Source organism: Faecalibacter rhinopitheci, assembly GCF_015234135.1.
Lineage (GTDB): Bacteria > Bacteroidota > Bacteroidia > Flavobacteriales > Weeksellaceae > Empedobacter > Empedobacter rhinopitheci.
Genome location: NZ_JADGIK010000004.1, coordinates 265,594 through 291,114, shown reverse-complemented (window position 1 = coordinate 291,114; position 25,521 = coordinate 265,594). Strand labels below are relative to the sequence as shown.

General features: G+C 29.5%; 23 protein-coding genes and 2 pseudogenes. 16 read left to right on the top strand and 9 right to left on the bottom strand.

The window, feature by feature from the left end:
- Positions 1-61: 61 nt before the first annotated feature.
- Together secD and IM532_RS07850 are read right to left on the bottom strand one after the other, a co-directional pair.
- On the bottom strand, positions 62-2,962 hold the full coding sequence (secD, locus tag IM532_RS07855; RefSeq protein WP_194182901.1) for a protein translocase subunit SecD: 2,901 nt from the start codon (positions 2,960-2,962) through the stop codon (positions 62-64).
- A 142-nt stretch (positions 2,963-3,104) separates the two neighbouring features.
- A complete protein-coding gene (locus tag IM532_RS07850; protein ID WP_194182900.1) occupies positions 3,105-3,962 on the bottom strand; it encodes a DUF6929 family protein in 858 nt (285 codons plus the stop codon).
- A 120-nt stretch (positions 3,963-4,082) separates the two neighbouring features.
- Between IM532_RS07850 and IM532_RS07845 the strand changes: the two genes are divergently transcribed.
- The 4 genes from IM532_RS07845 (at position 4,083) to IM532_RS07830 (ending at position 7,334) form a co-directional block, all read left to right on the top strand.
- Entirely contained in the window at positions 4,083-5,303 is a 1,221-nt protein-coding gene (locus IM532_RS07845; protein ID WP_194182899.1) for an MFS transporter, read from the top strand.
- 36 nt (positions 5,304-5,339) lie between these two features.
- Positions 5,340-5,906, top strand: coding sequence for a cob(I)yrinic acid a,c-diamide adenosyltransferase (locus IM532_RS07840; protein ID WP_194182898.1), 567 nt, complete (start codon positions 5,340-5,342; stop codon positions 5,904-5,906).
- Positions 5,899-6,510, top strand: coding sequence for a thiamine diphosphokinase (locus tag IM532_RS07835; protein ID WP_194182897.1), 612 nt, complete (start codon positions 5,899-5,901; stop codon positions 6,508-6,510). The genes IM532_RS07840 and IM532_RS07835 overlap by 8 nt, the downstream gene beginning before the upstream one ends.
- 89 nt (positions 6,511-6,599) lie before the next feature.
- Positions 6,600-7,334 (top strand): SIMPL domain-containing protein, encoded by a 735-nt coding sequence (locus IM532_RS07830; RefSeq protein ID WP_194182896.1) that lies wholly within the window; start codon positions 6,600-6,602, stop codon positions 7,332-7,334.
- A 34-nt stretch (positions 7,335-7,368) separates the two neighbouring features.
- Here IM532_RS07830 and IM532_RS07825 read toward each other — a convergent pair whose 3' ends face one another.
- Genes IM532_RS07825 through IM532_RS07815 form a run of 3 tightly spaced genes read right to left on the bottom strand, consistent with a single transcriptional unit; the run spans position 7,369 to position 9,357 of the window.
- Positions 7,369-8,058 carry a hypothetical protein gene (locus IM532_RS07825; RefSeq protein WP_194182895.1) on the bottom strand — a complete coding sequence of 230 codons (690 nt, stop codon included), beginning with the start codon at positions 8,056-8,058 and terminating at the stop codon, positions 7,369-7,371.
- Between the two features lie 6 nt (positions 8,059-8,064).
- Positions 8,065-8,742: a hypothetical protein gene (locus IM532_RS07820; protein ID WP_194182894.1), complete on the bottom strand. Its 678-nt coding sequence runs from the start codon at positions 8,740-8,742 to the stop codon at positions 8,065-8,067.
- 6 nt (positions 8,743-8,748) lie between these two features.
- Entirely contained in the window at positions 8,749-9,357 is a 609-nt protein-coding gene (locus IM532_RS07815; protein WP_194182893.1) for a hypothetical protein, read from the bottom strand.
- A gap of 353 nt (positions 9,358-9,710) precedes the next feature.
- On the opposite strand from IM532_RS07815, the gene mnmE reads away from it, so the two are divergent.
- Entirely contained in the window at positions 9,711-11,108 is a 1,398-nt protein-coding gene (gene mnmE, locus IM532_RS07810) for a tRNA uridine-5-carboxymethylaminomethyl(34) synthesis GTPase MnmE (RefSeq protein ID WP_194182892.1), read from the top strand.
- A 299-nt stretch (positions 11,109-11,407) separates the two neighbouring features.
- Here mnmE and IM532_RS07805 read toward each other — a convergent pair whose 3' ends face one another.
- From IM532_RS07805 to IM532_RS07795, 4 genes are all read right to left on the bottom strand, one after another.
- Complete coding sequence (locus IM532_RS07805) at positions 11,408-12,334, bottom strand: hypothetical protein (protein ID WP_194182891.1); 927 nt, start codon at positions 12,332-12,334, stop codon at positions 11,408-11,410.
- Positions 12,335-12,344: 10 nt separating this feature from the next.
- The gene (locus tag IM532_RS07800; RefSeq protein ID WP_194182890.1) at positions 12,345-13,250 is read right to left on the bottom strand and encodes a hypothetical protein; all 906 of its coding nucleotides are present in this window, start codon (positions 13,248-13,250) and stop codon (positions 12,345-12,347) included.
- A gap of 157 nt (positions 13,251-13,407) precedes the next feature.
- On the bottom strand, positions 13,408-13,533 hold the full coding sequence (locus tag IM532_RS13775) for a hypothetical protein (protein ID WP_262892212.1): 126 nt from the start codon (positions 13,531-13,533) through the stop codon (positions 13,408-13,410).
- A gap of 766 nt (positions 13,534-14,299) precedes the next feature.
- Entirely contained in the window at positions 14,300-14,707 is a 408-nt protein-coding gene (locus IM532_RS07795) for a helix-turn-helix domain-containing protein (protein ID WP_194182889.1), read from the bottom strand.
- 170 nt (positions 14,708-14,877) lie between these two features.
- On the opposite strand from IM532_RS07795, the gene IM532_RS07790 reads away from it, so the two are divergent.
- The 11 genes and pseudogenes from IM532_RS07790 to IM532_RS07740 all read left to right on the top strand — a co-directional run bounded on the left by IM532_RS07790 (position 14,878) and on the right by IM532_RS07740 (position 25,440).
- Positions 14,878-16,470 (top strand): hypothetical protein, encoded by a 1,593-nt coding sequence (locus IM532_RS07790; protein WP_194182888.1) that lies wholly within the window; start codon positions 14,878-14,880, stop codon positions 16,468-16,470.
- 12 nt (positions 16,471-16,482) lie between these two features.
- Entirely contained in the window at positions 16,483-18,045 is a 1,563-nt protein-coding gene (locus tag IM532_RS07785) for a hypothetical protein (protein WP_194182887.1), read from the top strand.
- A 5-nt stretch (positions 18,046-18,050) separates the two neighbouring features.
- Entirely contained in the window at positions 18,051-18,596 is a 546-nt protein-coding gene (locus tag IM532_RS07780) for a hypothetical protein (protein ID WP_194182886.1), read from the top strand.
- Positions 18,580-18,771 carry a hypothetical protein gene (locus IM532_RS07775; protein ID WP_194182885.1) on the top strand — a complete coding sequence of 64 codons (192 nt, stop codon included), beginning with the start codon at positions 18,580-18,582 and terminating at the stop codon, positions 18,769-18,771. Before IM532_RS07780 ends, IM532_RS07775 begins: the two co-directional genes overlap by 17 nt.
- Positions 18,764-18,889, top strand: a pseudogene (locus tag IM532_RS07770) (type II toxin-antitoxin system HigB family toxin); the annotation flags it as partial. The gene IM532_RS07775 and the pseudogene IM532_RS07770, both read left to right, overlap by 8 nt.
- Before the next feature lie 3 nt (positions 18,890-18,892).
- Positions 18,893-19,247: pseudogene (locus tag IM532_RS07765) on the top strand (helix-turn-helix domain-containing protein).
- Between the two features lie 634 nt (positions 19,248-19,881).
- Positions 19,882-21,525: a type I restriction-modification system subunit M gene (locus tag IM532_RS07760; protein ID WP_194182883.1), complete on the top strand. Its 1,644-nt coding sequence runs from the start codon at positions 19,882-19,884 to the stop codon at positions 21,523-21,525.
- Positions 21,515-22,054 (top strand): restriction endonuclease subunit S, encoded by a 540-nt coding sequence (locus tag IM532_RS07755; RefSeq protein WP_194182882.1) that lies wholly within the window; start codon positions 21,515-21,517, stop codon positions 22,052-22,054. Before IM532_RS07760 ends, IM532_RS07755 begins: the two co-directional genes overlap by 11 nt.
- A 63-nt stretch (positions 22,055-22,117) precedes the next feature.
- Positions 22,118-22,744, top strand: a complete 627-nt coding sequence (locus tag IM532_RS07750; protein WP_194182881.1) for a restriction endonuclease subunit S — start codon at positions 22,118-22,120, stop codon at positions 22,742-22,744.
- A 22-nt stretch (positions 22,745-22,766) separates the two neighbouring features.
- Complete coding sequence (locus IM532_RS07745; protein ID WP_194182880.1) at positions 22,767-23,519, top strand: abortive infection family protein; 753 nt, start codon at positions 22,767-22,769, stop codon at positions 23,517-23,519.
- Between the two features lie 103 nt (positions 23,520-23,622).
- On the top strand, positions 23,623-25,440 hold the full coding sequence (locus tag IM532_RS07740; protein WP_194182879.1) for an AAA family ATPase: 1,818 nt from the start codon (positions 23,623-23,625) through the stop codon (positions 25,438-25,440).
- The last annotated feature ends 81 nt before the right edge of the window (positions 25,441-25,521 follow it).

The following is a 25,521-nucleotide window of genomic DNA, read 5'->3' as shown; positions in this document are numbered from 1 at the left end:
CAAAAACAAAAAAACCGCCAAGTATCTTGACGGTTTTTTCTTAAAAATATTTTTAAAGCAATTAATCTTCTGTTTTATCACCTTTTGACAGGTCAAATAATAATGGAGATGCTACAAACAATGATGAGAAAGTACCAATAACGATACCTATTAACATTGCAAACATAAATCCTCTGATAGATTCACCACCAAAAACAAAAATACATAGTACAATTAAGAATGTACTTAATGACGTATTTATCGTACGAGATAATGTTGTACTTGTAGATTCATTGATATTATGATATAAAGTTGCAGATTTTTTTAAACCTAAATTCTCACGAATACGGTCTAAGATGATAATTGTATCATTTAATGAATATCCAATTACCGTTAAAATTGCAGCTATAAATGATTGGTCAATTTCCATATTAAATGGTAACCAAGTTCTAAATAGTGAGAAAACACCTAATACAATAATCACATCATGCGCTAAAGCAATGATTGTAGAAACTGAATATTGCCAATTTCTGAATCGAATAAAGATGTAACCACCTGTAATTAATAATGCTAAAGCTACTGCTATAAACGATGCACGAGTTGTATCATCAGCAATTGTAGGTCCTACTTTAGCAGAAGACATTAATCCAATTGTTGCATTATCTTCTGAGAAATCTTTCGCAGAAATACCGTTTGGTAAATATGGTTTTAAACCTTCAAATAATTTTGATTTGATTTCATCATCAACTTCAGTTCCATCTTCATCAGCTTTATATGAAGTTGTAATTTTTACTTGATTTGCACCACCATAAGTTTTTACTTGAGGAACTACTTGCTCTCCATCAACAACAAATACTTTTCCTAAATCTTCTGCTACTACGTTAGCCTCAACATTTTTATCAAAACGAACTGTATACGTACGTCCACCTTTAAATTCAATACCTAAATCGAATCCTCTTGTGAAAATTGATGCTAATGATCCTGCTACTAAAACCAAAGATATGATGTAAACAATTTTACGTTTCTTTAAAATATCAACCTTAATATTTTGTAACCAATGTGCCGTGAAATTAGTAAAGAATTTAACATCTTTACCTTTTTCTAATCTTCCTTCTACAAAATATCTAGTTAAGAAAATAGCTGTAAATGTAGAAGTTAAAACTCCAATCATAAAAGTTGTTGCAAAACCTACAACAGGACCTTTACCAAAGAAGAATAATACTAATGCCGTTAAGAAAGATGTAACGTTTGCATCAATTACGGCAGATAAAGCTCCTTTCCAAGAATAAGCAAAATCTACTGCTTGGCGTAATGATTTTCCTTTTCTAATTTCTTCTTTTACACGCTCATAAATAATAATATTCGCGTCCATTCCTGTAACAAGCGTCAAGATAATACCTGCAATACCTGGTAACGATAATGTCGCTCTTAATGATACTAAGAATCCTAAAAGGAATAATAAGTTAACAACTAAAGCGATATTTGCATATATACCAGCACGGCTATAGTAGAATACCATCCATACTAATACTAACACAAAAGCTGCAGCAAAAGCAATCACAGAACTTGTAATAGCTTCTTGCCCTAATGATGGTCCTACGACCTCAGCAGAAACAATTTTAGATGAAGCTGGTAAAGAACCTGCTTGTAAAATGTTTCCTAAATCTTTTGCTTCTTCTAATGAAAAACTTCCTGAGATCATTGATGATCCTCCTGAAATTTTATCATTAATATTTGGAGCTGAATAAACTAAATTATCTAAAACAATTGCAACACCTTGTCCTAATTGTCCAGGTCCAGCAGGCTTTAATTCGTCTGTAATACGAGCCCATTCTTGAGAACCAACTTGGTTCATTTGCATAGAAACTACTGGTTCGTTTGCAATAGATCCCGCGTTACGCTCACCTGATGCTGATGCAACTTTATCACCTGTTAATAATGGTTCTTTTGTTCCATTAGCACCTTTTAATGCATAAAGCTCTAACATCATATTACCTGGAGCAACCTCAATTGGTTTATTTGCCCAAGCATATTTATAATTACGAATATTAGATGGTAAAGTAGTCATTACTGCTTTATCCGCTAACACTCTATTTACCACAGCTGTATCTGTTAAGTTTACAAAGAAACTAGCATTAGATCCAGCAGGTTGTAAAACTTCACCTAAATTTTTATAAGATTGAGAAGTTTTATGATTAACTACATTATATTTTTCTGTATTAATTCCTAAGAAATGAGATTGTACAGTTAAATCACCACGTACAGCTTGCCAAAACTCAAGCTTAGCTGTAGATTGTAATAATTTTTTTACACGATCTGTATCTGTAACACCAGGTAATTCAACTAAGATACGTCCGTCACCTTTCTCTCCTAAACGTTGAATAACAGGCTCTACAACACCAAATTGGTTGATACGAGAACTAATTACTTCATAAGCTGTAGAAACTTTAGCTTCTATATCTCTACGAATTACATCTTTTGCCTGATCATCTGAAGCATTGAAAGTGATTTTATCCGCATTAGCTTTATTTCCAAATAATTCTGGAGAAGCATAACGTGTAGCACCTTTAATTTTATCAAATTCATTGAAGAATAATTCTACATATGGTACGTTACCATTTGTCTTATGAGCAACATCTGCATTATCTAATGCTGTTGACAACATTGGATTGTCTGTATTAGCTGCTAAATTCTCAATTAAATCACGTTCAGAAACTTGTAAAATCACATTGATTCCACCTTTTAAATCTAAACCTAAATTAATTTCTTTGTTCTTAGCATCTTTATAATCATAAGAGATTATACCTAAATCCAACGGTTGTTGTGCTAAACTGTCTAAAATTCGTTGCTCATCCGCAGGTTTAGTGGCTAAACTTTTGGCTTCGCTTTCGACTTTGTTTGTGTACCAAGTATAACTTAATTGCTTGATGCACAAAAGACCTAATATAATTGCAAATATTGCAATCAGCCCTCTTCCTCGCATAATTGTGTCTTTAAAAATAATTTTTAACGGGCAAATATAATGGTCTTAAGAAAACTTTCACAATTATTTGTGAATTATCTCAAAACCTTTTTCACCAATTAAAGTTAAAATTGAGTGTTAATATTACTATTTGTTGATTTTTTTATTTAATAAGCTTCAAATCCTTTGAAATACGCATTTCGTAAATCTTTGAGCTTTTAGAATCATCATCATTATCCTCGCAAAGTAAGAAATAATAATAGTTTTTTGATTTCTTTTTTAAAGTTAATCCTTCAATTTTTTGATTATTTGCTATAATTGAATAATTACCGGAATTAAAAGTTTGTAAATCTATAGATCCAATAATGGATTCTTTAACTTCGCCATCATTTACAACATCCGATTTCGCTTCAATAGTTGCTGTATATATGATCTGATCATCAACTATAATTGCATCACTAAATGTGGTTTGATGATTATTTAATACAGGTAAATTTATTTCTATAAAAGCAACACTACTCAAATCAGCTTCATGAGGTAAACCTTTAAACTTAAAAATCGCATTACGCTTATTATTACCATTCCCTCTATTGAATAAATATGAATAACCGTTATGATAAATAAAACCTTCAATATTAAAATCTTTTTCATCTACCATAAACTGTCCACGCAAGTGATTATATAAATTAGATAAATCAAAACGCTCAGATTCTTTAGTTTGAAGATTAACAACCAACATATCATTTCGGCTTGGTTTAGATCCCGAAGCTAAACAATATAATTTTTGATCATACAATACGATTGATTCAAAATCAGGCTTATTTTTTTTTATAATTTGATTTGCAGGTATAAGAGTATTAAGCTCTATTGCATTTTGCTTTTTCGATTTTAAATCATAATGATAAACATAGGCTTGATCATCTGATATTACATATAAATCTTTGTTGTCGTATACTAAACCAGATGCTGCACCAAGGCCTTGTATAATTACAAACAATTTTAGAAATAAATTCAGTATCATAGGGTTAGCATTTTTAGTAATTTTAAGATTTCCCAAATGTAAAAAAAACTAGGAATAATAGGCCATTAAAGCAATAATATAATAAAATAACATCTAAATTTGTAGTTCTTTAAGCTACTTATGAAAAGATTATTTAAAATTTATATAGATGCCTATCGAGGACTTTCCCAGGAATCTTGGATGTTGGCGATTGTAATGTTGATAAACAGAACAGGATCTATGGTTTTACCCTTTTTAGGGATTTATTTAATTGATCATTTAAATTTTACATTAGAAAATTCAGGCATCGTTTTAAGTTGTTATGGAATTGGATCATTAATTGGGTCATCTCTAGGTGGATACTTGACAGATAAAATTGGTAACTTTAAAGTACAAGCACTTAGTTTATTATTAAGTGCACCACTATTTGCCATTATTCCGCTTTTTAAAACATTAGAATCTGCTTGCGTAATTATGTTAATAATTAGTATGGTAAGTATGCTTTTTATTCCTGCAAATTCTGTTGCAATTACACGTTATGCAAAAAAAGAAAATATAACTCGTGCTTTTTCATTAAATCGTATGGCTGTTAATTTAGGATTTTCTTTTGGGCCGGCATTAGGAGGATTTCTTTCTAACTATTCTTACGATTTATTGTTTTATAGTAATGCAGCAGCAACATTGCTGGCTGGTATAGTTTTTATTAAATTCTTTTATAACCGTAAGGAAAGAAATGAAGCCGCTGAGGAAAATGAAACTGTAAATGAAAACACAGTAACCGAAAATAGGAGCGCATATACCGATTGGAAATTTATTATATTCACTATTTTCTGCGCAACCTTCTCCATTGCCTTTTTTCAAATCATGAATACTTTACCACTTTTCTATAATGAGGTGGCAAAATTATCGAAAACTGAAATTGGACTAATTATGGGTTTCAGCGGAATTTGTATTGTATTATTTGAAATGTTATTAGTACACTGGGCAGAGAATAAATTTACAATTACAGATATTTTGTTCTATGGCTCTATCGTCACAGCTATTAGTTACTCTATATTTGGCTTTACACACGCGCTTGTTTTAATGTATTTAGCCATATTCCTTATGAGTATTGGAGAAATGCTTGTATTACCATTTATATCCACTGTAACAGCGCTAAGTGCTGGTGCTAATAACAAAGGTTCTTATATGGGACTTAACGGATTGTCTGGTGCATTTGCATTTATAGTTTCACCATTTGTCGGAACTTTAATTGCTACAAAATATAATTTTGATATTTTGTGGTTCGGAACTGCGATATTACTACTACTTACAGCAATTGGTTTTAAAATAACAGTGAAGAAATTAATTGGAAATAAATAAAATTTAACTACTTTAGACCATCTAAAAAGATAATTAATGAAAATCTATACAAAAACAGGAGATAAAGGAACTACTTCATTATATGGTGGTACAAAAGTTTCAAAAGATAATTTAAGAATCGAAGCTTATGGAACTATTGATGAATTAAACTCATACATAGGATTAATAAGGTCGTATGAAATAGATTTTATTCTTGTAGAAGAATTCATGATTATCCAAAAAGATTTATTTAATATTGGTGCTGAATTAGCAACACCGCAAGATAAAATTATGTTAGCTAATGGTACATCTCGCCTAAAAGTAAGAATATTAGAAGACGATGTAACCCAATTAGAAAATTGGATTGATGATATTGATCAAAGTCTAGAAATGATGACACATTTTATTCTACCTGGCGGAAATCAGGCTTCATCTCATGCACACGTAGCAAGATGCATATGCCGTAGAGCAGAAAGATTAATTACAACTTTGTCTAAGGAAGAAGAAATTAACCCAATTATCATTAAATATATAAATCGTTTATCTGATTATTTATTTACAGCAGCTCGCAAAATTGCTAAAGATAATAATCACGAAGAAATAAAATGGATTCCTGGTGAATAATCAAAAAGTTATATTGTTTTTAAATGGAGAGGTTCCGGTAGAAATACCCAATCTCTCTATTTATTTCAAAATATATTGTACAGATGGGTCCTACGCTTATCTGAGAAAATTAAATATAAAGCCTCACGTCATTTCAGGCGATTTCGACTCAATACATATGAGCGAAATCCCACAAGATGTACAAATAATACCTACTCCTGATCAAAATTATACTGATTTTGAAAAAGCATTAAAACTAATATTAGAAGATGGTTATAAAAATGTAGATGTATATGGAGCGAGTGGGCAGCAACAGGATCATTTTTTAGGAAATCTTCATGCAGCATTTAAATTCAAAGATTTACTTTCTATAACATTTTACGACAACTATTCTAAATATTATTTTGTAACTGAAAATACAACATTAGAAAACGTACTCGGCAAAACGATTTCTCTTCTACCCTATCCTCTTACGGAAGGTATAACTACAGAAGGCTTACAATATCCACTCAATAATGAGACATTATCAATTACAGATCGTATAGGCACACGTAATAAAGCCGTTAATAATTCGGTTAAAATAACGTATAAAAAAGGGAACATGTTGGTTTTTATTTTAAAATAATTATTTATTTAACATCTTTTAACATTTCTTTAATATATGGCATATGTTTTGGTTTATTTCTATCCTAACCTAATAGTATAAAATAAATTATGAACAAAACATCTGTAATTGTTGCAGCTATTGCGGCAATTGGACTAATCGTAGGATCAGCGATTATTGGTAGTGCATACAAATATAAATTTGTATCAACACAAAATATTAATGTAACGGGAAATGCACTAAAAGATTTCAGTGCAGATTTTGTAAAATGGCGAGCGACATTTAGTCGAAATAACTTTGATTTAAAATCAGCCTCAGACCAACTTAAAAATGACCAAGCCATCGTAAAGAATTTCTTAATCTCGCAAGGTATCAATCAAAAAGAAATAATTTTTGAAGCTGTAAACATTTCAAAAGATATACAATACGGTACAGATGTAAACGGAAACTCGATTAGTCAATTCAACGGATATATATTATCACAAGATGTAACGATAGAATCTAAGGAATTGGATAAAATAGAAAAAGCATCACGAGAAATCTCTAATTTAATAAGTCAGGGTATCGAATTAAATTCATCTAATCCCAACTTCTATTACTCAAAATTGGAAGATTTAAAATTAGAATTAATCGCTCAAGCCTCTGAAAATGCAAAACAAAGAGCTGAGAATATAGCTATTAAATCTGGCAGTAATTTAGGCAAATTGCAAAAAGCAGATTTAGGAATTTTCCAGATTACTGGAAAAAACGATAATGAAGATTATTCGTACGGTGGTGCATTCAATACAACTGCTCGCCAAAAAACAGCACAAATTACAGTAAAAACTGTATATAGTTCTAAATAAAAAAAATCCACTTCATAGAAGTGGATTTTATAGTTTAATTAATTCCTATTGGCTTAGGAGTTGTTCCTCTACCTTGATTTCTATCTGAAGAATTACTATTCATATCATAAGTAATAATTTCATTTGCATCTAATAAGAGTAAATTCTTACGATAAATTGTAACGTTTAATACAATATCTACTCTAGATTTATTAAATATCGCGCCATTATTTGGACTAAATGTTAATACCCATTCATTATTCTCATTAACATAAGCTCTACTATTATATAATACATTTTGATTAATAGTAGTTGCTGTTCCGGTAACAGTAGTTGCTGTTGTATTATTATCTCCATATATAATAAACCCACCGATTACAACATGATAATCATTAGCATTTATTTTCGTGTTGTAAGCTTTTAAACCTGTATTTGGAAGCCTATTAAAACGATAAATTGCATAATTAATAGCTCCATAACTCATATCAGATGGATTAAATTTTTTTAATTTATTATCATCTTTATCGATAACTGTTAAAAAACTATCTGAAGTAGAACTACCTGATTTACCTGGATTTTCAAAAAACCATTTATCATTATCTCCTGTAGATACAATATCTCCATTTACATCTAAAGTACGTTTGGGCTCTGGAGTATTAATACCAACCCCTGGAGTATAATTCTCTTGTGCGATTCCTTTAAAAAAAACTAAGTTTAAAAGAATTAAGAAATAAATTTTTTTCATAATTTTTTAGTCTACAATTACAGTATTACCAGCATTTCCATTTTGTCCAACTCCAGTAAATTTAACTTCTCCAAGATTGTTAAAAAATTTGTTTGAATATATGATTATATCAAATTTATAGTCTGAAGTGTTTAAATTAAGGGGACTTTCATTTACTAAATCAACTGAAGGATTACCTATTCTCACTCTCCAAGTACCACCTTCTTGAAAAACTTCATATTGAAATCTACCTCGCTGATCACTTGTAGTTACAAATCCTAAATTTAGGTTATCTATTGCTTGAAAATTTGAGATTGCAACAATATATTTAGATGTAGGAATTTGTAAGTCTAAATTATTTAAATCGTCACCTAAAATATTCTTTATATGATAAGGTTGTATAACAATAGGCACAACTTGTTCATTGGCTGGAATTTCTTTTACTTGACCTTTAATCTTTTTTCCCTCAACATTAATTTCTGAAGGATCTACAACAGCAAGTTTGTAATTGGTTAATTTATTTTCTCCATTAACTTGTTTATACTCTTTTAAATTTTCAAGGTTAGATGTTCTACCAACATCATTCGTAATAACCATATTACCATTTAAGTAAACTTTTTCTGCAACTTCTCCAATATTAACTTGTGAATATACTTGAACAGAAAAACTTGATAAAACTAAAAATATATATTTATAAATCTTCATATTTAATTATTTTACTAATACACTACTAGCTGTTTTAGATCCTTTATTTTCCATATCTATATTTTGTTGTGGAAATAATTTCACAAAGTTTTTATGATATATTGAACATTGAATTATCCAAGCTCTTTTAGCTCCATTACCTTTGTCATTTAAAGAGGGATAATCTGCATTAATAAACCATTTATTATCCTTTACAAAAGCTCCAATTCCAGGTAATGCATTATTTTGTCCACTACCTACATTATTTGAATAATAGCCACTAAGTACAACTAAAGCATATTCTGTAGCATCTATATTAGTGTTAAAGGATTCTATCCAATCACCATTAGGATCTTCTAGTCTTAATGTAACTAAAGCTGCTATGCCTGGGCTTTTAGAATCTTTTATATCTAATAATTTTATATTTTTATTTTCATCCTGATTTTGAACTAACAAGTAGTACAAGTCTTTGGTTTCTTGAGTAACTTTTTCTAAATTTTTCGGAAAAATATACTCATCTGCAATAACATCACCATTAACTTCTAAAACACCTCTTGGATTATCCGTATTAATTCCAACTTGGGCATTCACATAAGACACTAAAAAGTAGACAATAAGTAGTAAAAATTTATTCATTTTATAATTGTTTAATTTCAAAACGGTTGCAAACTTACAATATTTAGATAATGTATTGCTACAATAGGATATTAAATTTATTATAAGTGTATAAATCAATTTTATGCAAACCACTTAAAATTAAATATATTCATATATATGATTACTTTAAAGAATATTATACCAATTGTATAATTTATCATAACAAATATTTCACTCCATGGTTAAAATAATTTTATATTATAAAAAATAGCAGGAATAATAATTAAACTCTAAAACTATATTGATTTTAGATAACTATACTTTTAAAAACACTAGAAATTTGTACAGAATTTAATTTTCCTAGAATTAGATAAATTAACTAATTTTGTATTATGATTAATAACGATACAATTTGTGCATTGGCTACGGCTAATGGAATGGGTGCAATTGCTGTAATACGAGTTTCTGGTCCAGAAGCTATCAGTAAAGTTGCGCAGATTTATCAATCAAAATTTAATGCCAATAAATCCTTAACCGATGCTAAATCTCATACCATACATTTAGGGTTTATAATGGATGGTGATACAATTATTGATGAAGCTCTTTTTTCTATATTTAAAAATCCACATTCATACACAGGAGAAGATGTTGTAGAAATTTCTACACATGGGTCAATCTATATTCAACAAAAGGTTCTAGAACTTTTAAATAAAATTGGAATACGCAATGCTAATCCTGGGGAATATACTTTTCGAGCATTTTGGAATGGTAAAATGGATCTTACACAAGCCGAAGCAGTAGCAGATTTAATCGCTTCAGATTCGAAAGCTTCACATGAAATTGCCATCAAACAAATGCGTGGAGGATTCTCTAATCAAATTAAAGATTTAAGAGATCAAATGATCAATTTTGCGGCTTTGATGGAATTAGAATTAGACTTTTCGGAAGAAGATGTTGAATTTGCTGATCGTACTCAATTTTATGCGTTATTAAATCAATTACAAAATATTTTAAAACGATTGGCAGATTCTTTTGCCTTTGGTAATGTGATTAAAAATGGTGTTCCTGTAGCCATTGTTGGAGCTCCAAATGCAGGTAAATCAACCTTATTAAATGCATTATTGAACGAAGAGCGCGCAATTGTTTCGGACATTGAAGGAACAACACGTGATACAATTGAGGAAACAATTTATATCGAAGGTGTTGGGTTCCGTTTTATTGACACAGCAGGGATACGTGTCGCAGGAGATAGTATTGAAAAAATCGGTATTGAGAAGACATTTGAGAAAATTAACGATGCTTCGATCGTGATTTTCTTATATGACGCTAATATCACCGAAGATGATCAAATTGCACAACAATTGGATGAACTGCAAGGGAAAGGTAAAATTGTTTTTAATGTTGCTAATAAAATTGATATCAACAATACTACTGCCGTTATTTCAGAGGCGATTCGTCAAGAATTCAAAGATGTAGTTCATTTAGAAATTTCAGCGAAAGACCAATTTAATATTGATGCTTTGAAAGATCAATTGGTGTACCAGATGAAATTAAAAGGTTCTAACCAAGATGATACGATTGTAACCAACTCACGTCACTTAGAAGCTTTACAAAATACGTTGATACAAATTGGTAAAATTAAACAAGGAATGGACAATGGACTTCCAGGAGATTTATTAGCGATGGATATCCGCGAAGCACTTACTTATTTAGGTCATATTACTGGTGAAATCGATGTAGATCAAGATATTTTAGGAACTATCTTTGGAAAGTTCTGTATTGGAAAGTAACCTCATCAAAGTAAACAATAACAAAACATATATAAAAAACCTCCTATTATCAGTAATTTAGGAGGTTTTTTCTTGCAATCTATTTTCGATTAATTTCTATTTACTTGTACCTCTTTAGATATTATTTATACCTTTCTTGTACCTTTTCAAATTTAAAGGGTAAAAATTCCATTTTAGGCAAAATAGAGTCCCTTAGTGTATCTTATTAACCCTAATTTATAGGATAGATGAGTAAAAGTATATTATGTAGCAATTATTAAAACTTTTAAACCCTCATTCTATTTGAGGGTTAAATTATCTTAGTTATATCCTGTTAATTTTCCATTCTTAAAATATAAATAATTATCATCATAAACCCATTGATCACCATAACTTGCCTTATTAATTTTCAAGGGTTCGCCCCAAGCAAATCGACACATTTCTTCAGTAAATCCAATTCTTATCTCACCTTCTTCAAAAATTAAATTCCAATTTTTTTCTCCAAACTTATTTTTATATTTATTATATTCACTAAGAGATAAAACAGGTTTATTTATATCATTATATTCAAATACAGAATAATCAACTATTGTCTTTATTCCTGATGAATTTGAAATTACAAAAACAAGCTTAAAATTTTCCTCTTCAATTATTAAATCTTCAACAATCCATTTTTCTCCAATCTTGGGTTTTAATTTATTTTGATTCAAATCAAAATTATCTCTTAAAAAAGTTGTGCCAAATATGTAAGTTTTATTGATATGTTTATCTTTTATATAATTAAAATGTTTTAAAACAATAAATGGAAAATTATGTTCAAATTTGCCATTATATTTATAATATAATGTATCCATAGTTTCCTTTTCAAGTAATTTGAAAAAGTATTCACTATATATTGATGGATATTTTTGCGTTAGATCGTTTGGGATTACATCGATAACACTAAAATATTTACCAAATAATAAATCATAATTAGAATTATACGGACTTGATTCACTACAACATTTATATGGATTACTACTTTTTAAAGATTCATAAAAATCTGAATAACCCCATTTTTGCAAAGATTGAGATTTACCTATTAAATACAAATCTTCTCCTAAATAAAAATTAGCTTTTTCAGCTACAAAATTCTTAGAACCATCATATGTACTTTCTTCAATTATTGGTTTATTAATTTTTATAGTTTCTATTTGGGCATATCCATATGTAACTAATAGTAAAAATATAATTACGAGAATTCTCATATATAAAATGTTAAAATTGTATTTCGTATAAATAATTTGCATCACTTTTATCTTTATAATACAAAGAGAAATTGGACTCATTATAATATGATAATCTAAATTTTATTTCTTTCTTGTCTACATCAGCAATTATAAAAACACCATTATTTTCTTTCAATATTTCTTTGATAACAATTGATTTATTAGATGTGGTTTCAGTATATTCCATATTACTTGTTCCTAATCTATATTCTTTTAAAACATTGAAAGAATTCTTAGAGATTAATTTCGTTTTAAAATCATTTAAATCTAATAAAATATTAGAATAAGCTACACCTGTTAAAATTGTTTCAGTTGTACTGCCAGCTTGCCAATAACCTCCCATTTTATTACCTTCAGTATTTTGATGAGCTAAATAAACAACATTTGCCCCCATCATTGCAGATTGCATTTTTATTTTATTATATGCTCTATTTCTAACTTTTTCCATACTTGAAAAAGTACTACCTCCTTTTGCTTTTGCACCTACATCAGCAATTTTAAATAAGCCTTTAACTTCAGATTCTACATTAGATATCGTTACTTTATCATAATCTCTAATCGAAGTTAATTTATTAAATGAAGATGATTCATTAAAAGTTTGAACCCTTCCACTTTTAAACACAATCTTATTAATTGTATTTTTATAAAAGGTGTTTATAAAATCTTCATTTGGGTAAGTAAACTTAACCGCATCTTCTGTAATTTCTTTAACATTAATTGCTAACTTTTCATTATTAGAATAAATTGTATCCATTTGCGCAAAAGAAAATGAACTAAAGGCTAATGATAATATTAATATTTTGCTTTTCATAGGTTTAATTTCTACAAATATATTACTATTTAGATTTATTTCATTATTTATAACCTTCTGTAAAACAAATATTAATTTCTTCATTATTTACAATTGGTTCTTTACCTTCACCCATATAAATAATATTAATTTTTGAAGCCTCAGAAGGATTTAATTGATTGATTTCTGTAGATTTTAGTTGAGGTATTACAAACTTGGATAATTGTAGTAATGCGTTTATTCTATCTTTAGGAGCTAAAGATTATAAATCACTATACAATGTATCTATATTGTCATTTAAAAGCTGATTAAACTTTTCTCGTATATCAGAAGTGATTTTGTTTTCTGTCCCTTTTACTCTACCTCCTGATTTAAATCCGTTTGCCATATCTAAACCATTGTATTACAATACAAAGATATAAAATAACAAGGTTTTAAGCCTTTTTACAGAAAACTAGAAATTCTAGCAACTATCTGTAACATTTACTTCATAAAATTTAATGCATTTTATACGCTTTTATAACATTTCTGTACCCTATTTTACCTTACCTTTTTAACGCTCTATAAATAGTGAGTTTTTATTTTTTGCATTGGCAAATAGATTTAACTCAATGATTTGAAAATAATATAACTTAAAAAGCGATATCCAATAATGGTATCGCTTTTTTTGAATATTCTATTTCGGCCATTACACTACAAGTATCCTGCCTTTATCTTGCCTTTATCCTGCCTTTATCTATACAATCATTATCTTTCAAAAAAATTTAATGATCTAGAAATCGATGCATAAAATAATGTATCTTATTACCTCTAATTAACTTTTATCAACACTTATTTATAGGATAGATGAGTAAAGTAAAGTAAAGCAAATCAAATAATGTTGTATGAGACTAATAAATAAACAAAGTCTTTGTCAATTCTATACTGGAAAAGAGCATGAACTAACATTATTCTCATGGCAAAAATCCAAATGCTAATATTCTTTATCTAAATATTGATTGAAGAAAACACCATAGATACTCCATACATAAAGCATCGAAAGTGCATTAACTTCATTTATTATAAAAGTGATTAAAACAGAAAAATCGACTATTAATATAATAAATAGTCGATTTTTTTAATTTTATAATTTAGTGTGATTTTATAACAAAAATCTATTTTTTTAATAATTGCTCTACGTAAGCTAATTTTTCCTTTTCAGCAGCTAACAGACGCTCGTATAATTTCTTGTTCTCATCATATGCCTCAACCAATTTATCTAAAGGATTAAATGTTGGATGATAGTTTACATTGTTAGTAAATGGGCTATCATGAAAAGTATTATTGGTAATAATATTCATGATTTTTTCATCTGAATATTCTTTTATAGCTTGGCTAGGCACTTCTAGGGCTTTAGCAATATCGTCAAGTTTTGCATCTTCCAAATCAGCTGTGTTTTCAAGTACCGACATTTTTTGTTGGCTAATACCCAATAGTTCAGCTAAAGTTTCTTGTTTCATTCCCTTCATTTCACGTATGCGACTGATGTTGCGTCCTAAATGCTTTTTTTGTGTCGTTACCATAAGCCAAAATTTTATATACTCAAATATAAACTATTTTCTTAAATCATTCCCTAAATATTTTCCCTAAAAATGTTATTTACCTCCTATTTGTGGTACGTTACCTCATTTTATGGTTCGATACCTCGTTATAATCAATCAATTTTGATGTATTAATTTTTAAATTATTGATTATGAAAAATTTAAACGAATTAACCCTGCCAAAAGACTTGGCTTTGCCTGTTCAAAATTTTATAACTAATGCGGTTTGTAGTGTCGAACTTATGTTGGTGTTTTATACAGCTGTGGTTAACAGTAAACTAAAAATATTAACCTTAGTCGTAGATAAACAAAACTATGATGCTTTTGTTTGTGAGTTAAAACCTCAAGTAGATGCCTTAAATGCTTTGGAAAAGTACGATACTTTAATAACCATTAATTATCATAAAGTTTCATCAAACGATTCTCATTTCCATTTTAGTTATTTGCAATTGCATTTACAGCCTTGTTTTGTTATTTACAGCAATCATTTAAAGAGATGGAACAGTTTATTCCAAAATTTTTACTGTACAGATAAACAAAAGGCGATACTTCATTTCCGAAATTGCAGTAAGGAGGTTGAGAATAAAGTAAATGAGGCTATTTCCATATTCGTAGCTCCATTAGTCAAACAGCAACTTTACGAAGCGGCACATTTAGCATTGCTTGAAGTCTTTGCTTACTATTACGACTTGTTAAAAAATATGTTGCTTCCAAATTCCCTACATCACAACTATAACGAGCAAGAATTTACTTTATTTATAGATGCCTATTATCCAGAGTTCTCGAAAATTGTCTATAAAATCTCTAAAATGAAGGAGAGTTTATTTATCGATCAATCGCAATATATACTGGGGGAAACTCCCAAAAGTATTTTCGATAAAACCATGAAAAGCGCATTAGAAATCTTAACCCATGCATTTAAACAATCTAATATTTTTTATACGAAACGAATCGATGCACAACTTTCAGATCTTTCAAATGAAAAAACGCTATTAAAAAAGCTCGTTGCTTTTTTAAACAATGCCTATAAAATAGATGCCATTTATCTATTAAGCGCAGAAAAAATAAATGACTCAACCAGTAACAATACTTATAAATTCAATCTGCTTTTAATTGCTCCAACACTTCGTATACAACAACACGATGCACTTGTTCAAAAGGTTTCTAATCATTTTAAAGGAAAAGTTGAAGTGTTTTGTTTAATTCATACGTTAGAATGGCTTCAAAAAAACGAAAATAATTACCAGCTTTTTTTTAATAAATTCATTTTACTTCATAATGTTTTGTATTTGAAAAACAACTTAGTTATAAATAAAAGGCTTGTTGAAACTACTAATTCCAAACATTTACAAGAAAAGTATTGGACAGAACGCTTAGCTTATATTTCACCTTGGTTTACTGCTTTTCAAAAGCAGGATTTAGTCTACCAATCCGGACATATTTTACTTCTTAAAAATATGTTGCAACAGTTAATCCTTGGGCTTTTATATCAAAAGCTACAATACATTCCTGCTATATACAGTTGCAGATATTTGATGCAATTATTCCAAGCCTTATTACCTGAGATATACAATAAATGTATGGATTCTATTGAAGTTCAAACCATACTTCATTTGTTAAGTACTCCAATTGATTTCTTGCCTAAAACGGATAAAATATCAAGAGATATCGATCAGCTTTCTTGTACAAAAACGTTAGGTCTTTGTCAAAATTTGTTTAATGAAATACAGATTACGAACAATTAAAACAATAGAATTATGAATATTCAAGAAAAAGAATTCAGTAAAACAGTTCGTTTACCAGATGAATTGAACTGTAAATTAGAAGAAAGTATTCGTACTAATGAAATTCAAGCCATTTGGTTTGATAAAACCGCTCGTACGGCGTATAACATTTTATGGTTAAAAGTAAAAGATAAAGAAGAAATTGTAAAATCATTTTCTGTCGATTTCCAAAACGCTATTTTAAAAGAAAATCAAATTTTGATGGTATGGTTAACCGATTATGATTTTGAATTTGCAAGTTCATATAATGATTTCACACTCGCTCATTTGCTATGTGAGGATAATTGCTTGTACAATACTGTAAAAATAAGTTTAAGTACATATTTAGGTCAAAGTGATTTAAAAAATTTAATTAGTAGTTATGAAGACAAATCCCTAATGTTAAAAAAAATGAGTGATGAATTCATAAAAGAACAACAACACGGAGCGTGGTTATTTATGATAAAAGCATTTGCGAATGATATTACTTATTTAGAACTTATGCTTTTCGGAACCTCGTTAGAAAGTAAAACAATAACCCAACGTTTGTTGATTTTAGAGCACTTCATTCCAGAAGTAAAAAAACTATTGGTTAAAAAAAATGAAACAACCTACTATTTAATTGATTACCTCACTACCGACGATGATTTTGGTTTCTACGACGAATTTGGAAAAAGCTTAAAAGTTGTTCAAAAAAAATTACATAAGCTAGTACATCAAAATATTAAACGATATACACAGAAGTACAATCAGTTTCCATTATTAAGAGTAGAAAAAACCAGCGAAGTTTTCACTCATGAACTAATGAACCATAAAGCTTTAAATCAATTGAAAAAGTTTGATGAGGTTGAAGAGCTATTTCTATTCCATCAAATTACAACTTTTAATAATAATCAACTATATGAACATTTTTATGTATTTGTGGTATCCAAACAGAAAGCGACAAAAGAATTAAAAACCTATCTGCAACACATAGAACAAAATCCAATTGAGAATGTTCGTATAACCTCCGTTCATCATACGCGTTATTATGTTCAGCATCATACTTACGATTATCAATTGTTTTTTCAAAAAATAATGAATGCTAAGAACAGGATTTACAGTTCGGGTTATCATCCTAAAATTCATTGGTATAAGAAAAGACCAACTTATTTAGATGGTTTAAAACATTCGTACAATTACAATAAGCAGGGTTATAACAACGATATAAAACCAATATTTGAAAATAATGAAGGCGAAAAATATTTTTTAAAACAAACCTTATCTAAATTTTTAATGAATCACTTACAAACATTTATTTTTTCAGAGATAATCTATAAACCTCGATCAAAAAATCTCATAACACTTTGGAATTTAATGATTTTTGCAAACAGTGCATTACTTGATAAATTTTCTACTACCGAAATACATCATTTTATTTCCTTATTTCAAAAATTACAAAATGAATTTATAAAAGAAGGACAATTGCTATTAGATGAATCCACTTGTACCTTAATCGATAAGTTTGTTACCACATTATTTTCCCACCTTCAATCTTCAAACGAATTTAAAAATTAGAAATCATGAAAAAAGAAAAGTTATATCTAAGAGCCGAGCTTTGGCATGGAAACAAAATTAAAGATCCATATAAACTAATTCAAGTATTTTTTGAAACGGAATCGATCACTAAAATAAAGACAAATTTTAATCAACTATTAAAACATGCATTTGATGATAAATACGAAATCTACACAAACCCTTTTGAGTCTTTAAAGTTTTTCACAATGACAAATTCGTTAATTCGCGCATGTTTTAAAATTTTAAAGAAGATTGATAAATATGAACGTAAAAGTGAATCTAATGATGTGTTACATTCGAAGTATTTAGTCTATGCATCTGGTTTAACCTACGAGCAATACTTAAATCCATACCTGATTATTAAACATGTTTTTAATGAACAAAGTTTTTCACAAATTGAATTAGATTTAGAAGATATTATGGAGCATACTTTAGGGAGTTACGGCAGTTGCCCATCAGAAGATATTTGTATTTCATTTATCAATATCAATAGGTTGTTAGATGCGTGTTGGTTAATTTTTAATCGTGAAATTTATGATGAAGATGTGTGAGTTAACTTTAGAATCATATTACTGGACGAAAGATAAGGTAGAATGCCCGTATGAACTTCTACTTTTATTAAAGGAGCAAGCAGGTATGGATTATTTTCATCAACAATTAAATAATTATTGCTTGTATTCTTTAAGTCATGTAATGTATGATAAAATAAGAGTTTCAGATGTTTAATATTAAGGGAAATCATTATCGATTAATTGTTAAAATAAACTTCATGCATCAAATGATGTGGATTCGTTTTATAGGAACCCACGCAGAATATGATAAAATTAATGCCAATACCATTTAAATTATGAAATTGAAACCTATAAAATCAGAACAAGATTACGAAGTAGCTTTAGAAAGACTAGAGGTGATTTTTGATGCACTTCCTGGAACGGAAGAAAGTGACGAATTGGAGATTTTGGGAATGTTGATTGAAAAATATGAAAAAGAACATTATCCTATGGATTTACCAGATCCAATTGAAGCAATTAAATTTAGAATGGAACAAATGGCTACACACAAAATGATTTAGCAGAAATGATTGGATTAAAAAGTAGGGCAAGTGAAATTTTAAATAGAAAGCGAAAATTATCTCTTGAAATGATCCGCACTTTAACTCAAAATTACATATTCCTTCCGAAGTTCTGCTTCAAGTCTATTAAATAAAGCCTCCAACTTCGGAGGCTTTACTAATTATATGTAGAATGTAGCATCTTCAACTAGTAGATTAAAAAGCCTTCGAATCAATTAACTATCATAAAGATAAATGAGGGGCTAATTTTCTTCCAAAATTTGAATCAATTCCTTTTGATAGTATTTATACAAATCAGGAATATTCAAAACAATTATTTCTTATTTAAATTTTCCGTTGCTCAAAATGCTGCACTTCTTTTATATGACTATATTCCATTACAATAATTAAATCAGCGTCTTCTAATGCTTCGGTACTTTCAGTTCATATGTCTCTTGATTCATTTGAACCAATTTTATTATTTATATCGTATTCTTTTACAATTCTGTAAACCGTTGCATTAATAACAGGTTAATTATACTCGTGAATTACCACTCCTTCAACATTTGCCTTTAAATTAATTGTCTATTTCTCCTATTCTCTCCTATCCTATTCTAATACTTTACTATACGTATAATATCCTAACGACTTATTTTGACGCTATATCTTTTTATATTTGAAATTAATCTAAAAATGAGGTTTTCCATACAATTTTATCCGTTAATATTACTTTATTAGCGCATATTGTATTTGTATATTTACCTCAAATAAATAATAACGAATAAATGGCTAAAAAGCTACAAACAAAAAGCACCGAGGAAATCCTTTGGGATGCAGCAAATAAATTACGCGGTTCGATAGAACCCTCTGAATATAAACACGTGGTATTGAGTTTAATCTTCTTGAAATTTGCAAGTGATAAATTCATCAAACGTAGAGAAGAATTGATTGCAGAAGGTAAAGAAGCCTTCTTAGAAATACCAGAATTTTATCAGGCAGAAAATGTATTCTATTTGCCTGAAGAATCGCGTTGGGATTTCATTATCGAAAACGCCAAGCAAGAAGATATTACCCTAAAAGTAGATACCGCCCTTAAAACTATAGAACGTACCAACAAATCTTTAGAAGGTGCATTGCCTGACAATTATTTCTCTCGATTGGGATTGGATCAATCTAAGTTTTCGGCTTTGTTGGATACCATCAACAACATCGATACGCTTCGTGATGAAGCACAAGATATTGTGGGGCGTGTGTACGAATATTTCTTGAGCAAATTTGCCATTGCCGAAGGAAAAGGTAAAGGAGAATTCTATACGCCAAAGTCGATTGTAAACTTAATTGCCGAAATGATTGAACCTTATAAAGGAAAAATCTATGATCCTTCTTGTGGTTCGGGTGGTATGTTTGTACAGTCGTTGAAGTTTATTGAAAAACACCAAGGAAACAAAAAAGACATATCGATTTACGGACAAGAGTTAACGAATACCACGTTTAAACTGGCTAAAATGAACTTAGCCATTCGTGGGATTTCTGCCAATTTAGGAAACAAAGCAGCAGATACATTTGGTGACGATCAGCACAAAGAATTGAAAGCCGATTATATCATGGCGAATCCTCCATTCAATTTAAAAGATTGGAGAGCAGGAAACGAATTAACAGATGATCTGCGTTGGACGGGTTACGAAGTTCCTCCAAAATCGAATGCCAACTATGCGTGGATTTTGAATATGATTTCTAAACTTTCTCAAAACGGAGTCGCTGGTTTTATCTTAGCTAATGGCGCCCTTTCGGGGGGTGGTGAAGAATACAAAATCCGTAAACAAATTATAGAAAATGATTTGGTGGAAGCGATTGTTATCTTACCAAGAGCAATGTTTTATTCTACAGATATTTCTGTAACGCTTTGGATTTTGAACCGTAATAAAACGGAACGCACCGTAGCAAGGGCGAATTGCAATTCGCCCCGACAGTATCGAAACCGCGAAGGTGAAGTGTTGTTTATGGATTTACGCCAAAAAGGTGAACCGTTTGAAAAGAAATTCATTCAGTTTTCGGAACAAGATATTGAGCAGATTGCGGCAACGTATCATAACTGGCAGACATGTAGAGGCGAAACTAAGGGCGATGAAAATAAGGGCGAAACTAAGGGCGAATTGCAATTCGCCCCAACCGCCCCAACCGCCCCAACCGCTCCAACCTACCAGAATATACAGGAATATTGTTACTCTGCAACCTTAGAAGAAATCCGTAAAAAGGATTATTCGTTGGTGCCAAGTAAATATATTGAGTTTGTAAACCGTGACGAAAACATCGACTACGATACCCAAATGCAAGCCTTGCAAACCGAACTGAAAGACTTGTTTCAGCAAGAAGAAGCCTTGAAACAAGAAGTAGCTAATGTATTTAAATCGTTGGGCTATGAGTTATAAAAAGTTGGGTGATTATATTCAACAAGTAAATAACCGAAACAGAGATTTACAAGTTGATACATTACTTGGTGTAAGTATTACTAAAAAACTGATTCCTTCCATTGCCAATACGGTTGGTACGGATATGTCTACGTATAAGATTATTGAAAAGGGACAATTTGCATACGGAACCATTACATCAAGAAATGGAGATAAAATATCTATTGCTTTAGCTGATGAATATGAAAAGGCTTTGGTTTCTCAAATCTATATAGTATTTGAAGTAATAGATAAAAATGAATTGCTACCTGAATATTTGATGATGTGGTTTTCTCGACCAGAATTTGATCGTTATGCTCGTTATCATTCGCATGGAAGTACAAGAGAATCTTTTGATTGGGCAGATTTATGTGAAGTAGAATTACCTGTCCCATCCATCGAAAAACAACGTGAAATTGTAGCCCAATACCAAGCGGTAGAAAATAAAATAAAAGTCAACGAACAAATCTGCGAGAAGTTGGAAGCTACTGCTCAAACGTTGTACAAGTAATGGTTTGTTGATTTTGAATTCCCTAACGAGGAAGGACAACCTTATAAATCTTCTGGCGGTGCTATGGTGTACAACCAAGAATTAGAAAAGGAAATTCCTGAAGGTTGGGAGGTGAAGAAATTAGAAGATATATATAAAATTCAAATTGGTAGAACGCCTCCAAGAGATGAGCCTAAATGGTTTAATAATTCAGAAGATGAAAATATAAATTGGATATCAATTAAAGATATAAATGAAAATGGTAATTATATATTAAGTACGAATGAAAGTTTGAGCTTAGAAGCATATAAAACTTTTAAAATTCCTTTAATCCCCAAAGATACTGTAGTTTTAAGTTTTAAGATGTCGGTAGGTAAATTGTCAATAACAAACATTAATTCTTTATCAAATGAAGCAATAGCTTCTTTTATTGAAAATGAGAATAATTATTTATCAAATAAATATTTATACCTATACTTAAAATGCTTTAATTATAAATCCTTAGGAACAACATCTTCAATCGTAAATTCTATAAATTCATCAATGATAAAAGAATTTAAAATAATAATTCCGATAAAAGAAGTGAATAATAATTTTAGCAATTACATCGAAGACATTTATTCAAATATTAAAATTGGAGAAATACAAAACCAAAAACTCACCCAACTTCAATCGTTGTTATTAAGTCGCTTGGCTACGTTGGAGGGGTAAAATACTATAAACGCAATTATTTATGGATCAAGAATTACAGCTCATAAAAAAACTGAATGAACTTCAATTAGTCGAATATTTTCAGGATGGAATCGTAGCTCATGCAACAGGTGGAGACTTTAATAATCAATTATATATTGAGATTAGAAGAAGATTACTTGAAAATAAATCAATTGAAAAATTCTTACCTGAATGGATAGTATCTAAGAGAACAATTGATCAATTTTGGACATTCATAAAAGGAAGATTTAGTACATATCAAGAGCGAAGAGAATTTTTGTGGAATGAATTCTCGCCATTACTTAATTATTTGGAAAAGAAAACTACTTCTCCTTTGGAAGAAATTATTGTGTTTGATGAAGCACATATACATGATCAGTGGCAAAAAGCACTTGACAGGAAGCAAACTGAACCTGAAGGTGCAATCACATTAGCAAGAACATTAATTGAAAGTATTCTTAAACATATTTTGGATGAACAAAATATTGAATACAATGATGGCGCAGATCTTCCTGAATTATATAAAGAAGTAGCAAAGTCTTTAAATCTAGCTCCTGAAAATCATCAAGAACAAATATTTAAACAAATTTTGGGAGGGTCAAGTAGTATTGTCAGCGGATTAGGAGCTTTAAGAAATAAACTTGGAGATGCTCATGGAAAAAGTAAAAAAAGTATTAAACCATCTGAAAGACATAGTGAACTAGCGGTAAATTTAGCTGGTACAATGGCTATTTTTTTATTTAAAACTTTTAAAGAAAAAACTCAAAATAAATAACCAAAAACTCACACAACTTCAATCGTTGTTATTAAGTCGCTTAGCAACGTTGGAGGGGTAAACTAAAATTAAACTACTATAAACTTAAGAAACACTATAATAAATGAAGAAATCTAGATATTCAGTACCTAAAGGATATAAAGGAATAGCGAATAATATTAATTTGGAATTCAATACAAACTTAGCTGTTATTACTGGATTGAATGGTTCAGGAAAATCTACGATATTAAAATATTTATATGAAAATTATCCTGATAGAAGTAAATGCTTTATTAAAACTCTTCAAAGCAATGATGCATATAGTTATGAGAAAAAGAAAAGTATTTCATATAATAACGGTTTAAGATTAACTGATGAAATTTCATTTGAAAGAATAATGGATGAGATTGAATCTATTGGATTAAGAAAACGAAGATCAAGTGATTCTCCTTTTTTAGACAGAACTGATTTTTACTCTGCATTGTTTGACCATGATAGTATTTACTACAAGAATGGTTATTTGTATTTAGAATCAATTGCTAAATTATTGTCAGAATTTCAATTTGATGAGTTAGACAATATAAAACGTGAACTAGGTATTGTACTAGATAGTGAAATTGATGAAAAATTAATTCGTGAATTAAATAAAACAAAAGAAGAAAATTTAAAGACTTTTGGTATAAGAAATGGTAGAAATATTCTTGAAAAATTTCACAACGCTGTTCTACTAGAGACTGATATGATTTCTTTGAGAACCAAAAGAATTGCGATTCAAGACAAATTAAAAATCGAACTTAGAAGAAATGCAAAAGTTTCTAATGAAGAAACATTGAAGTCATATGTTTATGATTTACTTACAAAAGAGTTTCGCTCTATTGAATCTATAGTTCAGAAAATGTCTAACAAAATATTTCAGGATTTTAAAACTAAAAATTTCAGAACACGAACTAAAAAGCTATGGGAAGAAATAAATGATGAATTATATAAATACTATGAGAAGGGGTATTTTAAATATAAATTAGTTGCGCCTAAAAATTATGAATCATATTACGAAATAGCTTTTGAAAAATTTGACACACCATCAAAAACATATATTCATTTTGATTCATTGTCAAGTGGTGAAAAAATCATTTTCGAATTAATTTGTTATCATTTTGCAGCTAAAGAATCAAAATTAGAATTGATTATGTTGGATGAATTTGATGCAAATTTAAATCCACAATTAGCTGAAAGATATATTGAAGTTATAAAAGAGCAATTCAAAAACATTAATGTAGTTCTTACGACCCATTCACCATCTACGGTGGTAGAAGTTGCACCAAATGAATTATTTGAATTAACCGATTCTCGTGAGCTTAAGTGTGCTAATGATGAAAATGGGAAAAGAGAGATTTTGAAGCGACTAGCTCCAAAGTTTGTTTATCATGGAGAATTTGGAATCCTAGAAGATGTTTTTAATACAAAATATGATATGATTGTATTTCTTGAAGGAAATAATGATTATAAAAATTTTGCATCAATCAAACACGAAGAAAAAATTAAGTTTATTGATTCAAATGGAAGTGGTAATATGCCAAATCTAGTTACAATATTTAAAGCAATACCATTTTTTAAAAAATTAGCAGAACAAAAAAAAATAGTTTTTCTTTTTGATTATGACAAAGAAGGTTTTAAAAATTTAGAAGAGTGTATTAAGGATAAAAAATTTAATCCCAAATCTATTTATGATTGTATCTCTGATAAAAGTGCTTTTTGTCATAAATTAGCTAATGATTTGCAAGTATATATTTCACACTTCATTCCAAATAATGAACATTCTTGGGATTTGATTGACGGATATAAACATGAAGAGTTAAAAATAGAAGGAGAAATAGGAATCCAAAGACAGTTAGATCATCTAAAAATGATTAAGAACGGATTTTATGATTTAATTAAAACCTAATTTAGTTACTACGAAATACACCGAACCACAATTAGTACAAGCATTTATTAGCCTTTTGGTGATAGAGGCGTAATCAAAATT

Coding starts and splice junctions, on each gene's coding strand:
- secD (WP_194182901.1), bottom strand. CDS start 2,962: ATGCGAGGAAGAGGGCTGATTGCAATATTTGCAATTATATTAGGTCTT.
- IM532_RS07850 (WP_194182900.1), bottom strand. CDS start 3,962: ATGATACTGAATTTATTTCTAAAATTGTTTGTAATTATACAAGGCCTT.
- IM532_RS07845 (WP_194182899.1), top strand. CDS start 4,083: ATGAAAAGATTATTTAAAATTTATATAGATGCCTATCGAGGACTTTCC.
- IM532_RS07840 (WP_194182898.1), top strand. CDS start 5,340: ATGAAAATCTATACAAAAACAGGAGATAAAGGAACTACTTCATTATAT.
- IM532_RS07830 (WP_194182896.1), top strand. CDS start 6,600: ATGAACAAAACATCTGTAATTGTTGCAGCTATTGCGGCAATTGGACTA.
- IM532_RS07825 (WP_194182895.1), bottom strand. CDS start 8,058: ATGAAAAAAATTTATTTCTTAATTCTTTTAAACTTAGTTTTTTTTAAA.
- IM532_RS07820 (WP_194182894.1), bottom strand. CDS start 8,742: ATGAAGATTTATAAATATATATTTTTAGTTTTATCAAGTTTTTCTGTT.
- IM532_RS07815 (WP_194182893.1), bottom strand. CDS start 9,357: ATGAATAAATTTTTACTACTTATTGTCTACTTTTTAGTGTCTTATGTG.
- mnmE (WP_194182892.1), top strand. CDS start 9,711: ATGATTAATAACGATACAATTTGTGCATTGGCTACGGCTAATGGAATG.
- IM532_RS07805 (WP_194182891.1), bottom strand. CDS start 12,334: ATGAGAATTCTCGTAATTATATTTTTACTATTAGTTACATATGGATAT.
- IM532_RS07800 (WP_194182890.1), bottom strand. CDS start 13,250: ATGAAGAAATTAATATTTGTTTTACAGAAGGTTATAAATAATGAAATA.
- IM532_RS13775 (WP_262892212.1), bottom strand. CDS start 13,533: ATGGCAAACGGATTTAAATCAGGAGGTAGAGTAAAAGGGACAGAAAAC.
- IM532_RS07795 (WP_194182889.1), bottom strand. CDS start 14,707: ATGGTAACGACACAAAAAAAGCATTTAGGACGCAACATCAGTCGCATA.
- IM532_RS07790 (WP_194182888.1), top strand. CDS start 14,878: ATGAAAAATTTAAACGAATTAACCCTGCCAAAAGACTTGGCTTTGCCT.
- IM532_RS07785 (WP_194182887.1), top strand. CDS start 16,483: ATGAATATTCAAGAAAAAGAATTCAGTAAAACAGTTCGTTTACCAGAT.
- IM532_RS07780 (WP_194182886.1), top strand. CDS start 18,051: ATGAAAAAAGAAAAGTTATATCTAAGAGCCGAGCTTTGGCATGGAAAC.
- IM532_RS07775 (WP_194182885.1), top strand. CDS start 18,580: ATGATGAAGATGTGTGAGTTAACTTTAGAATCATATTACTGGACGAAA.
- IM532_RS07760 (WP_194182883.1), top strand. CDS start 19,882: ATGGCTAAAAAGCTACAAACAAAAAGCACCGAGGAAATCCTTTGGGAT.
- IM532_RS07755 (WP_194182882.1), top strand. CDS start 21,515: ATGAGTTATAAAAAGTTGGGTGATTATATTCAACAAGTAAATAACCGA.
- IM532_RS07750 (WP_194182881.1), top strand. CDS start 22,118: ATGGTGTACAACCAAGAATTAGAAAAGGAAATTCCTGAAGGTTGGGAG.
- IM532_RS07745 (WP_194182880.1), top strand. CDS start 22,767: ATGGATCAAGAATTACAGCTCATAAAAAAACTGAATGAACTTCAATTA.
- IM532_RS07740 (WP_194182879.1), top strand. CDS start 23,623: ATGAAGAAATCTAGATATTCAGTACCTAAAGGATATAAAGGAATAGCG.